The following is a 14,053-nucleotide window of genomic DNA, read 5'->3' on the forward strand; positions in this document are numbered from 1 at the left end:
GCACGGCGAACATGCCGAAGGGGTAGCTGTCGCGCAGGTCCTTCTTGGTGGTGAAGGGAAACTTCGCCAAATCGGCGAGGCTGCGGCAGTCGTCCGGGTGCACGCCCGCCGCGTCGAACTTGGCGCGGTAGACGGGCGAGTTGGTGTACGCGTGGCGCAGCGTGGCCTGCAAGCGCTTGAGCTGCAGGGCACGCAGTTCGTCGACGCTGGCCTTTTCAATCGGCTCCAGGGCAAAGGCTTTCATGGGGTTCCTTCTTCGGGAAACACCGTCCCGGGAATCTGCGCGCTCTTGCCACGGAACATGGCCACCACTTCTCCGCGCTGGTTGCACACCCGCATGTCGTAGATGCCGTGACGCCCGCTGAGCGTTTGCTCGACGCCTTCGCAGGTGAGCACATCACCCGCGTGCGCGGGGCGCAGGAATTCGATGCTGCAGCCCGCGGCCACGGTGTTCTTGTTGTGGCTGTTGCAGGCAAACGCAAAGGTGGAGTCGGCGAGCGTGAAGATGAAACCGCCGTGGCAGATCTGGTGGCCGTTGAGGTGCAGCGGCTGAACCACCATGCGGATGCTGGCGCGACCCGGCTCGCAACTCAGCAACTCCATGCCCATGGTGTCCTTGCTCGCGGTGTCGACCGCGAACATCGTCTCGCCGACCTTGGCGGCTCTTTCGTGGGGACTCATCATTCCCCCTTGAACTGCGCCGGGCGCTTTTCACGAAACGCCATCACGCCTTCGATGTAGTCGTGCGTCTTGCCCAGCGCCGATTGCGTGTCGCGTTCCACGTCGAGCTGTTGGCTCAGGGTGCGGGTGGCCGCATCGCGCAGCAGCGCGCGCGTGGCGACCAGGGCCCGTGTGGGCATGGTGGCGAGTTTGGTCGCCATGGCCATTGAGGCCCCCACGCAGTCGTCGCTCACGTCCCAGATCATCCCCCACTCCTTCGCCTGCGCGGCCGGCAGCTTGTCGCCGGTCATGGCCAGCGCCATGGCACGCGCCAGGCCCAGGCGCTCCACCAGCAACCAGCTGCCACCCGCGTCGGGCACGAGGCCGATCTTGCTGAAGGCCTGAATGAAGCTGGCCCCGGTGGCGGCGATGGCGATGTCGCAGCACATGGCCAGCGACGCACCGGCACCCGCGGCCACGCCGTTGACCGCGGCGACGGTGGGCATGCGCAGGCCCTGCAAGCGCCGCGCGGTGGGGTTGAACGCCTGTTCGATCACCGGGCCGGGGTCGGCGCGTTTCACGAGGTCGGGACCCGGTGCAAAGTCGAACTCGGCCAGATCGGCGCCGGCGCAAAAACCGCGACCCGCGCCCGTGATCACGAGCGCGCGCACCACCGGGTTGGCTTCGGCCTGGTCCAGCGCGGCCCACAGGTCGCGGTGCATCTGGCGCGTGAAGCTGTTCAGGGCGTCCGGCCGGTTGAGCGTGACCAGGGCCACGGCCCCGCGCTCTTCATACAAGACGGTGGCATCGGTCATGGCGTTGGGTCTCCTCCGGCGAGCGGTGTTGTTCGGTGGTGGTTCGGCGCTGCAATTTACCATTCGCCAACCAATCGGTCGGTTAATGTTTTCCCTTGGTACCGACCGCTATAGTGAACAGCTTTTCAGCCCCCAACGACCCTCGAGGAGACCCCATGACCACCACCACCGCACCCGAATGCATCACCGTCCGCACCGAAGGTCGGGTCGGCATCGTCACGCTCAACCGCCCCAAACAACTCAACGCGCTGAACAACCAACTGATGGACGAGCTCGGCGCCGCGCTCAAGGCCTTCGACGCTGACGACGACATCGGCTGCATGATCCTGACCGGCAGTGAAAAGGCCTTCGCCGCCGGTGCCGACATCGGCGCCATGGCCAGCTACACCTTCGCCGACGTCTACAAGGGCGACTACATCACCCGCAACTGGGAAACCATCCGCAGCATCCGCAAACCGGTGATTGCTGCGGTCAGCGGCTTTGCACTGGGTGGCGGCTGCGAACTCGCCATGATGTGCGACTTCATCATCGCCGCCGACAACGCGAAGTTCGGCCAGCCCGAGATCAAGCTCGGCGTGATCCCCGGCGCGGGGGGCACGCAGCGCCTGCCGCGCGCCATCGGCAAGTCCAAGGCCATGGACATGGTGCTCACCGCCCGCATGATGGACGCCACCGAGGCCGAACGCGCCGGCCTGGTGAGCCGCGTGGTGCCGCTGGACAAGCTGATGGACGAAGCCCTGGGTGCCGCGCTCACCATCTGCGGCTTCTCGCTGCCCAGCGTCATGGCGGCCAAGGAATCGGTGAACCGCTCTTTCGAAGGCTCGCTGTCCGACGGCGTGATGTTCGAGCGCCGCGTCTTCCACGCGCTGTTCGCCACCGCCGACCAGAAGGAAGGCATGGACGCCTTCGTGAACAAGCGCAAGCCCGATTTCAAGCACCAGTAATGGCGCAGCGTGGGGGTGGGGGATGCACAGGCTGTAACACGCCGACCCGTTGGGCCAGCGTATAACCGTCGGCACGCAGCAGTAGCCCGAAAGGCAACAATTCGGGAGGCTGCGTGGGCAGGCCACCGGCCTGCTCCCCATTCATAACTCAGGAGATCCCCATGACCACACGCCGACGCTTTTTGATGATGGTGCCCGTGAGCGGCGCCGTGCTCGCCGCTGCTTGCTCCAAGCAGGAAGAACCCGCTGCGGCGGCCCCCGCTCCGGCACCCGCTCCCGCGCCTGCACCGGCCGAACCACCCGCGGCCGCGGCACCAGCCCCGGCAGCGTCGCCAGCCCCCGTTGCAGCAGGCCCCATGGTGGAAGCCACCGACCCCACCGCCGTGGCTTTGGGCTACGTGGCCGTGGCGGCCAACCACGACACGGCCAAATACCCCAACTTTGTGGCGGGCAGCAACTGCGCCAATTGCGCGCTGTACCAGGGCGCGGCAGGTACCGAGGCCGGTCCTTGCCCGCTGTTTGCAGGCAAACAGGTGGCCGCCGCGGGCTGGTGTTCATCCTGGGTCAAAAAGACGACCTGAACAACCGGGTTCGTGCCCGGCCACCCAAGGACCGCGGCCTGAATTGAGCTACAATCCCGCCTCGTTGGTGATATAGCTCAGTTGGTTAGAGCGCAGCATTCATAATGCTGATGTCGGTGGTTCAAGTCCACCTATCACCACCAACATTCAAAAAGCGGGCTCTGGCAACAGGGTCCGCTTTTTTCATGGCGCGCGCCGTTGCGGCCCTCACAGACGGATCACCATGGCCATCAAGTCCACCATCTTCAAGGCAAACCTGCAGATCGCCGACATCGATCACAGCTATTACGCCGACCACGCGCTCACCCTGGCCCGCCACCCGAGCGAGACCGACGAACGCATGATGGTGCGCCTGGTGGCGCTGGCCCTCCACGCCCACGAACTGCAGGACACCTGCCGCGGCGACGGCACGCTGGCCTTCGGCACCGGCCTGTCCGACCCGGACGATCCGGACGTCTCGCTCACCGATTTCACCGGCCGCAAGCGCCTGTGGATCGAGGTGGGCCAGCCCGAGGACAAACCCTTGGCCAAGGCCTGCAGCAAGGCCGACGCGGTGGTGCTCTACGCGTTCGGCAGCGCGGCCGACGTGTGGTGGCGCGGCATACACACCAAGCTCACGCGGCTGGACCGCTTGCAGGTCTGGCGCCTGCCCACCGAGGTGGCGCCCTCGCTGGCCCAGATGGCCGAGCGCAGCATGCAGCTGCAGGCCACCGTGCAGGAAGCTGTGCTCACGCTCTCCAGCGACCGTGGCAGTGTGGCCGTGGAGCCGATCCGCTGGAAATGATGTGCAGACAGCGGTGGAGTGGGTCGATCAGCTGTCGCTGCGGCGGTGCTCGACCCAGATGAGTTCGTTCGTCTTCACGCCCAGGCGCGCGGCCTGGGCCACCAGCTGCTCGCGCACGCCCGGCGGCAATTGTTTGTCGCGCGCCAGGATCCACAGGTAGTCGGTGTTGGGACCGATCACCATGGCCCAGCGGTAGCCCGGGTCGAGCGCGATCACGTGGTAGCCGCCATAGAACGGACCGAAGAACGAGACCTTGAGCGAGCCGGTGTTGGAGTCACCGGTGAACAGGGCCTTGCCCACGGCTTCTTTCCATTCGCTTTTCTCGGCGTTGAACCCGCGGTTGATCACCGCCACGCTGCCGTCGGCCTCCAGCCGGTAGGTGGCGTTCACGTCGCTCAGGCCGCGCTCGAAACGGTGGTCCAGGCGCGCGATCTCGAACCACTGGCCGGCGTAGCGCTTCACATCGAAGGGGCTCACCACCGTCACGCCGTCGGGCGGCGAGGTGCAGGCGTTGAGCAGCGGCAGGCCCGCCAGGCACAACAACAGGAACGCGCGGTGCAGCCAGCGGTGCACAGATCGGGACGACGGTGAGGACATGGGGGGCATCTCGCAGGCTGGTGGACAGATTTCATTGTGCGCCGTACATTGAAACGCAGCGCCCCGCGGGGCCAATGACCCACCTCTGTCCAACCGGTCCGATCCCATGTCGATGTTCAACCAGCTTCCCGGTTTCGTGCGCACACCCGCCGGGCTGGAACGCGTGATCCTGCGGCGCATGCCCAAGGCCCTGCTGCTGAGCGCCCTGGTGCCGGCCCTGGCAGCGCTGTCGGCCCGCTGGTTCGGATGGAGCGGCAGCGAATCGGCGGTGGCCGCGAGCATCCAGATGGTGGACTTCGTGGCCATCGGCGTGGTGGTGCTGCTCTGGACGCTGCTGCTCACCCTGGCCATCGGTGCTTTCATCGTGATGGTCATGAAGGGCCCGGCCTATGTGGCCGACGGGTATCCGCTGGTGGAGTCGGACCGGCCGCTGGACGGTCCGCGCCGGCCTTGACGGTCCTTCGGCGGCGGGGGGCGTGAGACAATCGCGGCCCTGCTCGCCCCGGCCTCTCGCACAGGCTGGCGACCCTTCCAACAGCCTCTGGACACACACCATGAACCGCTGCACCCCCTCCGTCCGTTCCGGCCTGCTCGCAGCGCTGCTGATCGCCCTGCCCTTCACAGTCCAGGCCCAGTCGGGCACACGCGACTTCCCCGCCAAGGCCCTGCGCGGCACGCTGGTGGTGGTGCAGCCGCCCAACGTGACCATGGACGACCGCGCCACACGCCTGTCGCCAGGCGCGCGCATCTACAACACCAACAACTCGCTGGTGATGTCGTCTTCGCTGCTGAACAAGGAAGTGGTGGTGAACTACACGCTGGACCTGCGCGACCAGATCCAGAACGTGTGGATCCTCACCGAGGCCGAGGCCAAGGAGAAGCGCGCCGGCTTCGGTGTGCAACGCAACTACGTGTTCGAGTCGCTGCAGCCCAAGCCGGCCGCCGCCACCGCCAACTGAAGCACGGCCAGCGCAGGCCTGAGCGGCCTGCGGTGGACACCCCATTCCCACACTGCGCGCGGCGCGGGCACCGCTTTCGAGAAGCCGGTGCCACAGGAGCTTTCCATGAGCAAAAAAGTTTTCATCAAGACCTTCGGCTGCCAGATGAACGAGTACGACTCGGACAAGATGGCCGACGTGATGCACGCTGCGCAAGGCTACGAACCCACGCAGGACGTGGAAGAGGCCGACCTGATCCTCTTCAACACCTGCTCGGTGCGCGAGAAGGCACAGGAAAAGGTGTTCAGCGACCTCGGGCGCGTGAAGCACTTGAAGGACAAGGGTGTGCTGATCGGCGTGGGTGGCTGCGTGGCCAGCCAGGAGGGCGCCGACATCATCAAGCGAGCGCCGTATGTGGACGTCGTGTTCGGCCCGCAAACGCTGCACCGCCTGCCCGAGCTGTTGAACCAGCGCGCGCGCCTGGCCGTGCCGCAGGTGGACATCAGCTTTCCCGAGATCGAGAAGTTCGACCACCTGCCACCGGCCAAGGTCGACGGTGGCGCGGCTTACGTGAGCATCATGGAAGGCTGCTCCAAGTACTGCAGCTACTGCGTGGTGCCCTACACACGTGGCGAAGAGGTGAGCCGGCCGTTCGACGACGTGCTGGTGGAGGTCGCGGGCCTGGCCGATCAGGGCGTGAAAGAGGTGACGCTGCTGGGCCAGAACGTGAACGCCTACCGCGGCGCCATGGGCGACAGTGGCGAGATCGCCGACTTCGCGTTGCTGCTCGAATACGTGGCCGACATCCCCGGCATCGAGCGCCTGCGCTTCACCACCAGCCACCCCAACGAGTTCACGCCGCGCCTGATCGAGGCCTACGCCAAGATCCCCAAACTCGTGAACCACCTGCACCTGCCGGTGCAGCACGGCAGCGACCGCATCCTCATGGCCATGAAGCGCGGCTACACCGCCATGGAATTCAAGAGCACGGTGCGCAAGCTGCGCGCGATCCGCCCCGAGCTGGTGATGAGCAGCGACTTCATTGTGGGCTTCCCCGGCGAGACCGACGATGACTTCGACAAGATGATGAAGCTGATCACCGACGTGGGCTTCGACACCAGCTTCAGCTTCATCTTCAGCCCGCGCCCGGGCACACCCGCGGCCAACCTGGCGGACGACACGCCGTACGCCGTGAAGCTCCAGCGGCTTCAGCACCTGCAGGCCACGATCGAAGAGAACGTGCGCCGCATCAGCGCCAGCCGCGAAGGCACGGTGCAGCGCATTCTGGTGGAAGGCGCGTCGCGCCGCTCCAGCGCCGAGGTGCCCGAACTCACCGGACGCACCGAGTGCAACCGCATCGTCAACTTCCCCGGCGGCCCGCTGGCCGAGCGCCTGGTGGGCCAGATGGTCGACGTGCGCATCACCGAAGCCCGGCCGCATTCGTTGCGGGCCGAGGTCTTGACGCACGAATCCGCTCTGGGCGCCTGAGGCCACCCAAGCCCGTGAAGTCACCCCGTTTTTCGTTCCCCCAGCTGCTGCTGGTGGCGTTCCTGCTGATCGGACTGCTGCTGGGTGCAGCGGCCCTGCGCGCGCTCTTTTCGCTGGAGGCCTTGATGGCCCAGAGCCGCGACAGCGCGGCGCAGGCGATTGCGCTGTCGACCGCCGCCCAGTCCTTGTCCGAACGCAGCCTGACCATGGAGCGGGCGGCGCGCCAGTCGCTGGTGTTGCGCGACAACCAGTTGCGCCAGCGGTTCAACGAAGCCGCCGGCAACGCGCGCGACATCCTCAAGCGCCTGGAAGACAACGAACTGCCGCCCGAGTTCTCATTCAACTGGCTGCAGCAACTGAATGTCATCACCGAGCTGCTCGAGGGTCCGCCCGAGACCGCACTGGACCGCGAACGCGAGGTGGCCCGCGCCTTCCGCGAGATCGACGGCCACAGCACCTCGATCGCGCAGAAAGTGCAGTCCATCATCGGCACGCGCAACGAGACGCTGCAGGCGCGCTTCGAGACCAGCCGCCAGGAACTCACGCAGCAGGTGCTGGGTTCGATCTTTGTGGCCGCGGTGATGGCGCTGGGCTTCGGCGTGTGGCTGGCGCGCCCGTTCAAGCGAATTGAAAAAGCGATCCAGGGTCTGGGCGAGAACCGCCTGGACGTGCCGATCGACATCGCAGGTCCGGCCGACGTGCGCCGCGTCAGCCAGCAGCTGGACTGGCTGCGGCTGCGCCTGACCGAACTCGACGCCGACAAGGCGCGTTTCCTGCGGCACATCTCGCACGAGCTCAAGACCCCGCTGGCCTCGCTGCACGAAGGCGTGGCGGTGCTGGGCGACGGTGTGGCCGGCGCACTGAACCCCAGCCAGGCCGAGGTGGTCAACATCCTGCAGCACAACACCCTGATGCTGCAGCACCAGATCGAGGCCTTGCTGCGCTTCAACGCGGCGGCCTTCGAGGCGCGCCAGCTCAAGCGCGAGCAAACCGATCTCATGGGCGTGCTGGAAGACCAGATCGACGCGCAGCGGCTCCACTGGCAGGCCCAGGGTCTCACCGTGCGGGCCGAAGGCGCTTCGGTGGTCTTGCCGATCGACCGCGAAAAGATCGCCTCGGCCGTGGGCAACCTGCTGTCCAACGCGATCCGTTTTTCGCCGCACGGCGGTGTGATCCGCCTGGTGCTGCTGGACTTGCCCGGACGCGTCAGCCTGGACATCATCGACCAGGGACCCGGCGTGGCCGAGGCCGACCGCGACCGCATCTTCGAGCCCTTCTACCGCGGTGAACGCCAGCCCCAGGGCGCGGTGCGCGGCACCGGCATCGGCCTGTCCATCGTGCACGAGTACATTGTGGCCCACGGTGGCCGCATCGAGCTGCTGCCCCAGCGCCAGGGCGCCCATTTCCGTATCGAACTTCCCCATGCGAACTAGTCTTCCCGCTGCTGCGACGGCGCTCCTGCTGAGCGCGTGCGGCACCACAACACCACCATCCACCCCGGCATCGGTGACCACGGTGATCACCACGCCGGCACAGGCACCGGCGCCCCAGGTTCTGGTGGTCACGCCGGTCCAGGCGCCCGCGGCCACCCCCCCCGAATCCCTGAACGCGCCAGCGTCCCCGCTGCCCGACGTGGTCACCGCCCTGCTCACGTACTCGGAACGCGTGCGCCAGCTCAGCCCGACCGACCTCGCTGCCGAGATTGCGGTGCAGGGCGACCCGGGCAACGCTCCGCTGCGGCAGATGCAGCTGGCCCTGGCGCTGATGCACAGCCCCCAAGCGGTGGACACAGCGCGAGCGCTCGGGCTGCTGCAACGGGTGGTGGGCAATCCTTCACCCGAGGCCACGCTTCTCAAACCGCTGGCGCGGCTGCTGGGTTACCAACTGATGGAGCAGCGCCGGCTCGAAGACGGCCTGGAGCGTCAGAGCCAGCAACTGCGCGACAACCAGCGCCGCATCGACCAGCTCAACGAGCGGCTGGAGGCCATGCGCGCCATCGAGCGCAGCCTGACCACCCGCCCGCCCGCCGCGCCCAACGGCAGCCGAAGCGCGCCACCCTGAGCACCACGCCTCCATGAACACCACATCGCCACGCGCGCGCCTGCTGGTCGTCGACGACGACGCCGACATGCTGCGCCTGCTGGCGATGCGCCTGGGGTCGGCGGGCTACCAGGTCACCTCGGTCGGCTCGGCCGAAGCCGCGCTGAGCCAGCTCGACATCGAGCGGCCCCAGCTGGTGCTCTCCGACGTGCGCCTGCCGGGCAAGGACGGCCTGGCCCTGTTTGACGAGATCCGCAAGCGCCACCCCTCGCTTCCCGTGATCCTGCTCACCGCGCACGGCACCATTCCCGACGCGGTGGAAGCCACGGCGCGCGGCGTCTTCACCTACCTCACCAAGCCCTACGACGCCAAAGAGCTGCTGGAGAAGATCGCGCAGGCCCTGGCGCTGGGCGCTCCGGCGAGCGACAACGCGCGGGTGGACGAAGCCTGGCGCAGCGAGATCGTGAGCCGCTCCAACCGGATGGCCGACCTGCTCGCCGAGGCGCGCATGGTGGCGCAGAGCGATGCGAGCGTGCTGCTGCGCGGCGATTCCGGCACCGGCAAGGAAATGCTGGCACGCGCCATCCACAAGGCCAGTGCGCGCGCGGGCAAACCCTTCATTGCGGTGAACTGCGGCGCCATTCCCGAGGCGCTGCTGGAATCCGAACTCTTCGGCCACATGAAGGGCGCGTTCACCGACGCGGTGGCCAACCACAAGGGCCTCTTCCAGGCGGCCGACGGCGGCACCCTCCTGCTCGACGAGATCGGTGACATGCCGCCGGCCCTGCAGGTCAAGCTGCTGCGCGTCTTGCAGGAGCGCGCAGTGCGCCCGCTGGGGTCGAGCCAGTCGCTGCCGGTGGATGTGCGCATCATCTCGGCCACGCACCGCGACCTCGAAGAGGCCATGGCCACGGCGCAGTTCCGCGAGGACCTGTACTACCGACTCAACGTGGTCACGCTGACCCTGCCCACGCTGGCCGAGCGGCGCGAAGACATCCCGCTGCTGGCCAACCACTTCCTGGCCAAGCTGGCGGCCAAGTACGGCAAGCGCAGCTCCGGGTTTGCGCCCGAGGCGCTCAAGGCGCTGACCATGTCGGCGTGGCCGGGCAACGTGCGACAGCTCTACAACGTGGTCGAGCAGGTCTGCGCGCTCTCCACCACGCCGCTGGTGTCGCTGGCCCTGGTGCAGCGCGCCCTGCGAACGCCGTCGGTGGAGGTGCTCAGCTTTGCCGACGCCAAGCAGCGCTTCGAGCGCGAGTACCTGGTGGGCCTGCTCAAGATGACCGACGGCAACGTGGCCGACGCGGCCCGTCTGGCCCAGCGCAACCGCACCGAGTTCTACCGCCTGCTGCAAAAACACGCGCTCACCCCGGGCCTCTTCAAGAGCGACGGAATGCCGGGTTCTTCGGGTATTCCCGGAGACGCTGTCGCCGATGAGTGACAGCCCTGTCTCGTTGATTTCATTGGTTTTTTTTCATGGCGCAGCATCTGCTGTCGCCGTTTGACGACAAAAACCAGGGGTTGAGGCCCTCTCCGACCCCGCTCGCGAGTCGGCAAAAGAGGTTTTGACTCCAAGTCTTTGATCTGGCAGGGTTTTTTCAACCTGGCACGGGGTTTGCCCTTACCAAGGCATGACCCCCACGAACCGCCCCTTTTCCGCCGCCCGGTGCACCCGCACCCTGGTGCTGCTGGGCGCCCTGTTTTCCCTGCTTTGCGGGGCGTCAGCCCAGGCCCAGCGCATGGACTGGGACGGTCTGACCCAGCTGGCCCAAAGCCGCGCCACCGAGACTTATCAAGCAAACAGCGACAAGCTGCCCGCCGCGCTCGCCAGCATCACCTACGACCAGCTGCGCGACATCCGTTTCAAGACCGACCAGTCACTCTGGCGCGCGGACGCCCTGCCGTTCGAGGCGCAATTTTTCCACCTCGGCCTGTACCAGACCGAGCCGGTTCGCATCCACGAACTGATGCCCGATGGCCGGGTCAACCACCTGCCCTACCGCGGTGCCGACTTCGACTACGGCAAGAACACCTTTGACCCTTCGCCCTGGGGCGACCTGGGCCATGCCGGTTTCCGCCTGCACTACCCGCTCAACGGCCCGGCCTACAAGGACGAGCTGGTGGTGTTCCAGGGCGCGAGCTACTTCCGCGCCCTCGGGGCCGGCCAGCAATACGGCCTGTCGGCCCGCGGCCTGGCGATCGACACCGTGGGCGGCAGCGGCGAGGAATTCCCGCGCTTCACCGAGTTCTGGCTGCAACGCCCGACCGCCAGCGCCACCGAAGTCACCGTGCTGGCCCTGCTCGAATCGCCACGCGCCACCGGGGCCTACCGCTTCGTGATCCGCCCCGGCCTGCAGACCACCACCACGGTGAACGCCCGCATCTTTCAGCGCGTTGGTGCAGGCCCGATCAACACGCTGGGTGTGGCACCGCTCACCAGCATGTTCCTCTCGGGCGAGAACCAGCCCTTGGCCAGCGACTTCCGCCCCGAGGTGCACGACTCCGACGGTCTGATGATGGTGACCGGCGAAGGTGAATGGCTGTGGCGCCCGCTGCAGCGACCCAAGGCCGTGACGGTCAGTTCGTTCACCATGCAGAACCCGCGCGGCTTCGGCCTGATGCAGCGTGACCGCAGCTTCGCCAGCTATGAAGACGTGGAAGCGCGCTACGAACGCCGTCCCAGCGCCTGGGTCAAGCCGCTGGGCGACTGGGGCCCCGGCCGCGTGGAGCTGGTGCAGCTGTCCGCGCCCGACGAAACCCACGACAACATCGTGGCGTACTGGGTCCCGGCCACCCTGCCCGCCCCTGGTCAGCCACTCGAAGTGGCCTACGAGCTGGCCTGGCAAGGCGATGCCCAACAGCGCCCGCCATCGAGCTGGGTGACCCAGAGCCGACGGGGCTACGGCTACACCAAGCTCAGCGCAGAAGAACAGGGCCGCCAGCCGCAGTACGTCATCGACTTCACCGGCCCCGCGCTGGACGCACTGCCCGCCAACGCCAAGGTCAAGGCCGTGGTGAGCGCCAACACCAACGGCCGCGTGCTGGAAACGCTGGCCTATCCCAACCCCGCCACGCGCACCTGGCGCGTGACCCTGCGCGTCGAGCGTGTCGATGCCACGCAGCCCGTGGAATTGCGCGCCTTCCTTCAGCACAACAACGACACCGTGACTGAAACATGGACACACCTGCTGTTACCCGAATGAACACTTCCACGAACACCACACCCGCCCCACGCAGCACCCTGCGTGAAGAACGCCACCCCAACGCCGTGACCGCGCCGCCGCTCAACCGCGGCTCCATGGTGCCCCGCCCCTGGCGCGGTTTCTGGAACAGCATCGGCACCGCGCTGCTCAGCGTGGCCGGCAAGGCCTTGCCGCCGTACGAAGCGCCCGCGCATGCCGGGGCCCAGCCTGTGCCCGAAGCCTGGGAAACAGCCGCCAACCGCCGCCGCCTGGTGTTCGTGTTGCTGACCGTGCTGAGCACCGCTTTTGCCACCAGCCTGTTTGCCAACGCCCAACCTTCCCACGACAACGTGTGGCTGCAATACGGTCAGCTGGGTTTGTTCGGTCTGCTCTCGGCCTGGGTCGTGACCGGTTTCGTGACCGCGCTCATGGGCTTCTGGGTGTCGCTGCGCGGTGACGCGCACACACTGTCCGCCGCCGCAGTGCGCAACGACCCGATGAACCCGGACGCGCGCACGGCCATCATCATGCCGATCTGCAACGAAGACGTGGCCACCGTGTTCGCCGGCCTGCGCGCCACCTGCGAGTCGCTCGCAGCCACCGGCCACGCCCGCCAGTTCGACGTGTTCGTGCTCTCCGACAGCTACGACCCGGCGATCGCCGCCGCCGAAAAATCGGCCTGGGAAGACCTGCGCGCCGCACTGGCCGCCCAGCCCGAGCTGCCACAGATCGAGGTGTACTACCGCTTGCGCACGCGCCGCACCCACCGCAAGGCCGGCAACGTGGCCGACTTCTGCCGCCGTTGGGGCAGCGACTACCGCTACATGGTGGTGCTGGATGCCGACAGCGTCATGAGCGGCAGCTGCATCGTCTCCATGGTCAAGCTGATGGAAGCCCACCCCAAGGCAGGCATCGTGCAGACCGCCACGCAGGCCATCGGCCACGCCACGCTGCACGCCCGCGCACAACAGTTCGGCTCGCGCGTGACGGGTCGCCTGTTCACGCTGGGCATGCAGTTCTGGCAGCTCGGCGAGAGCCACTACTGGGGCCACAACGCCATCATCCGCGTCGAGCCTTTCATGAAGCATTGCGCGCTGGCCCCCATCCAGGGCACGGGCGGCATGTCCGGCGGCATCATGTCGCACGACTTCGTCGAAGCTGCGCTGATGCGTCGCGCCGGCTACCACGTGTGGCTGGTGTCCGACCTCACCGGCAGCTACGAACAGCAGCCGCCCGACCTGCTGAGCGAACTGCAGCGCGACCGCCGCTGGTGCCAGGGCAACCTGCAGAACTCGCGCCTGATGGCCGAGCCCGGCATCCACCGCGTGCACCGCACCATGTTCGCCATCGGCGCCATGTCCTACCTCTCGGCTCCGTTGTGGCTGGCCTTCCTGACCATCGGCACCGCCCTCTGGGCCGCCGATTCCAGCGCCATTCCCAGCTGGCAAGCCGTGCCCGAAGAGCTGCGCGCCCTGTGGATGTGGACACTGACCATGTTGTTCATGCCCCGTGTGCTGGGTTTGCTGGCGGTGTTCCTCAAGGGCGAGCAGAAATCGTTTGGCGGCACGGCAGGCCTGCTGGGCAGTTCGGTGGTGGAAACCGTGCTCGCCCTGATGCAGGCCCCCATCCGCATGCTGGCGCACTCGCTGTTCGTGCTGGTCGCGCTCACCGGCCTGAAGCTGGAATGGAAGTCGCCTCCGCGTGAGGCCAACGGCGTGAGCTGGCGCGATGCGCTGGCGCGGCTGGCGCCCATGACGGTGGTGATCGGCCTGTTGGGCCTGGGTGTGGCCGCGATCAACGCCAATGCGCTGATCTGGCTCGCACCGGTCGCCCTGCCGCTGCTGCTGGCCGTGCCACTGACCGTGGCCACCAGCCACGTGGACCTCGGCGCCTGGATGCGTTCGCGCGGCGTGTTGCTGATTCCCGAAGAGTCGTGGTCGCCGGCCGTGCTGCGCCGTGCCTGGCGCCATGCCAGTCGCTTCACACTGGCGCAGGCCGCCTGAAGATCGCTCCGAACGCTCTTT

Annotated in this window: 14 protein-coding genes, 1 tRNA gene and 1 pseudogene; 12 read left to right on the forward strand and 4 right to left on the reverse strand. The window is 67.1% G+C overall.

Features of this window, described 5'->3' with window-relative positions:
- The 3 genes and pseudogenes from Q1W68_RS10980 to Q1W68_RS10990 all read right to left on the reverse strand — a co-directional run.
- Positions 1-244 (reverse strand): annotated as a pseudogene (locus tag Q1W68_RS10980) (phenylacetate--CoA ligase); the annotation flags it as partial.
- Positions 241-681 carry a hydroxyphenylacetyl-CoA thioesterase PaaI gene (paaI, locus tag Q1W68_RS10985; protein WP_300654582.1) on the reverse strand — a complete coding sequence of 147 codons (441 nt, stop codon included), beginning with the start codon at positions 679-681 and terminating at the stop codon, positions 241-243. The gene paaI and the pseudogene Q1W68_RS10980, both read right to left, overlap by 4 nt.
- Complete coding sequence (locus Q1W68_RS10990; RefSeq protein ID WP_300654579.1) at positions 681-1,475, reverse strand: enoyl-CoA hydratase-related protein; 795 nt, start codon at positions 1,473-1,475, stop codon at positions 681-683. Before Q1W68_RS10990 ends, paaI begins: the two co-directional genes overlap by 1 nt.
- A 155-nt stretch (positions 1,476-1,630) precedes the next feature.
- Between Q1W68_RS10990 and Q1W68_RS10995 the strand changes: the two genes are divergently transcribed.
- The 4 genes from Q1W68_RS10995 to Q1W68_RS11010 all read left to right on the forward strand — a co-directional run bounded on the left by Q1W68_RS10995 (position 1,631) and on the right by Q1W68_RS11010 (position 3,784).
- Complete coding sequence (locus Q1W68_RS10995; protein ID WP_300716664.1) at positions 1,631-2,419, forward strand: enoyl-CoA hydratase; 789 nt, start codon at positions 1,631-1,633, stop codon at positions 2,417-2,419.
- A gap of 161 nt (positions 2,420-2,580) precedes the next feature.
- Entirely contained in the window at positions 2,581-3,000 is a 420-nt protein-coding gene (locus tag Q1W68_RS11000) for a high-potential iron-sulfur protein (protein ID WP_300654573.1), read from the forward strand.
- 66 nt (positions 3,001-3,066) lie between these two features.
- Positions 3,067-3,143 (forward strand) — tRNA-Met (locus tag Q1W68_RS11005).
- 80 nt (positions 3,144-3,223) lie between these two features.
- On the forward strand, positions 3,224-3,784 hold the full coding sequence (locus tag Q1W68_RS11010) for a YaeQ family protein (protein WP_300654978.1): 561 nt from the start codon (positions 3,224-3,226) through the stop codon (positions 3,782-3,784).
- Between the two features lie 27 nt (positions 3,785-3,811).
- On the opposite strand, the gene Q1W68_RS11015 is transcribed toward Q1W68_RS11010, so the two are convergent.
- Entirely contained in the window at positions 3,812-4,381 is a 570-nt protein-coding gene (locus Q1W68_RS11015) for a lipocalin family protein (RefSeq protein ID WP_300654975.1), read from the reverse strand.
- A 112-nt stretch (positions 4,382-4,493) separates the two neighbouring features.
- Here Q1W68_RS11015 and Q1W68_RS11020 point away from each other — a divergent pair, with 112 nt between their 5' ends.
- The 8 genes from Q1W68_RS11020 (at position 4,494) to mdoH (ending at position 14,032) form a co-directional block, all read left to right on the forward strand.
- Complete coding sequence (locus Q1W68_RS11020) at positions 4,494-4,835, forward strand: hypothetical protein (protein ID WP_300716666.1); 342 nt, start codon at positions 4,494-4,496, stop codon at positions 4,833-4,835.
- A gap of 100 nt (positions 4,836-4,935) precedes the next feature.
- Positions 4,936-5,340 (forward strand): hypothetical protein, encoded by a 405-nt coding sequence (locus Q1W68_RS11025; protein WP_300716668.1) that lies wholly within the window; start codon positions 4,936-4,938, stop codon positions 5,338-5,340.
- 105 nt (positions 5,341-5,445) lie between these two features.
- Entirely contained in the window at positions 5,446-6,807 is a 1,362-nt protein-coding gene (gene miaB, locus Q1W68_RS11030; protein ID WP_300716670.1) for a tRNA (N6-isopentenyl adenosine(37)-C2)-methylthiotransferase MiaB, read from the forward strand.
- 14 nt (positions 6,808-6,821) lie between these two features.
- Positions 6,822-8,240 (forward strand): ATP-binding protein, encoded by a 1,419-nt coding sequence (locus Q1W68_RS11035; RefSeq protein WP_300661914.1) that lies wholly within the window; start codon positions 6,822-6,824, stop codon positions 8,238-8,240.
- Positions 8,230-8,868 (forward strand): hypothetical protein, encoded by a 639-nt coding sequence (locus Q1W68_RS11040; protein ID WP_300661917.1) that lies wholly within the window; start codon positions 8,230-8,232, stop codon positions 8,866-8,868. Before Q1W68_RS11035 ends, Q1W68_RS11040 begins: the two co-directional genes overlap by 11 nt.
- 13 nt (positions 8,869-8,881) lie before the next feature.
- The gene (locus Q1W68_RS11045) at positions 8,882-10,288 is read left to right on the forward strand and encodes a sigma 54-interacting transcriptional regulator (protein ID WP_300652411.1); all 1,407 of its coding nucleotides are present in this window, start codon (positions 8,882-8,884) and stop codon (positions 10,286-10,288) included.
- A gap of 298 nt (positions 10,289-10,586) precedes the next feature.
- Entirely contained in the window at positions 10,587-12,050 is a 1,464-nt protein-coding gene (locus Q1W68_RS11050; protein ID WP_300652420.1) for a glucan biosynthesis protein G, read from the forward strand.
- The gene (gene mdoH / locus Q1W68_RS11055) at positions 12,047-14,032 is read left to right on the forward strand and encodes a glucans biosynthesis glucosyltransferase MdoH (RefSeq protein WP_300661920.1); all 1,986 of its coding nucleotides are present in this window, start codon (positions 12,047-12,049) and stop codon (positions 14,030-14,032) included. The genes Q1W68_RS11050 and mdoH overlap by 4 nt, the downstream gene beginning before the upstream one ends.
- Positions 14,033-14,053 lie beyond the last annotated feature (21 nt).

This window comes from Hydrogenophaga sp. (assembly GCF_030158645.1).
GTDB lineage: Bacteria > Pseudomonadota > Gammaproteobacteria > Burkholderiales > Burkholderiaceae_C > Hydrogenophaga.

What these genes read in the sequence shown, in the direction of transcription:
- paaI (WP_300654582.1), bottom strand. Translation starts at nt 681, where the DNA reads ATGAGTCCCCACGAAAGAGCCGCCAAGGTCGGCGAGACGATGTTCGCG.
- Q1W68_RS10990 (WP_300654579.1), bottom strand. Translation starts at nt 1,475, where the DNA reads ATGACCGATGCCACCGTCTTGTATGAAGAGCGCGGGGCCGTGGCCCTG.
- Q1W68_RS10995 (WP_300716664.1), top strand. Translation starts at nt 1,631, where the DNA reads ATGACCACCACCACCGCACCCGAATGCATCACCGTCCGCACCGAAGGT.
- Q1W68_RS11000 (WP_300654573.1), top strand. Translation starts at nt 2,581, where the DNA reads ATGACCACACGCCGACGCTTTTTGATGATGGTGCCCGTGAGCGGCGCC.
- Q1W68_RS11010 (WP_300654978.1), top strand. Translation starts at nt 3,224, where the DNA reads ATGGCCATCAAGTCCACCATCTTCAAGGCAAACCTGCAGATCGCCGAC.
- Q1W68_RS11015 (WP_300654975.1), bottom strand. Translation starts at nt 4,381, where the DNA reads ATGTCCTCACCGTCGTCCCGATCTGTGCACCGCTGGCTGCACCGCGCG.
- Q1W68_RS11020 (WP_300716666.1), top strand. Translation starts at nt 4,494, where the DNA reads ATGTTCAACCAGCTTCCCGGTTTCGTGCGCACACCCGCCGGGCTGGAA.
- Q1W68_RS11025 (WP_300716668.1), top strand. Translation starts at nt 4,936, where the DNA reads ATGAACCGCTGCACCCCCTCCGTCCGTTCCGGCCTGCTCGCAGCGCTG.
- miaB (WP_300716670.1), top strand. Translation starts at nt 5,446, where the DNA reads ATGAGCAAAAAAGTTTTCATCAAGACCTTCGGCTGCCAGATGAACGAG.
- Q1W68_RS11040 (WP_300661917.1), top strand. Translation starts at nt 8,230, where the DNA reads ATGCGAACTAGTCTTCCCGCTGCTGCGACGGCGCTCCTGCTGAGCGCG.
- Q1W68_RS11045 (WP_300652411.1), top strand. Translation starts at nt 8,882, where the DNA reads ATGAACACCACATCGCCACGCGCGCGCCTGCTGGTCGTCGACGACGAC.
- Q1W68_RS11050 (WP_300652420.1), top strand. Translation starts at nt 10,587, where the DNA reads ATGGACTGGGACGGTCTGACCCAGCTGGCCCAAAGCCGCGCCACCGAG.
- mdoH (WP_300661920.1), top strand. Translation starts at nt 12,047, where the DNA reads ATGAACACTTCCACGAACACCACACCCGCCCCACGCAGCACCCTGCGT.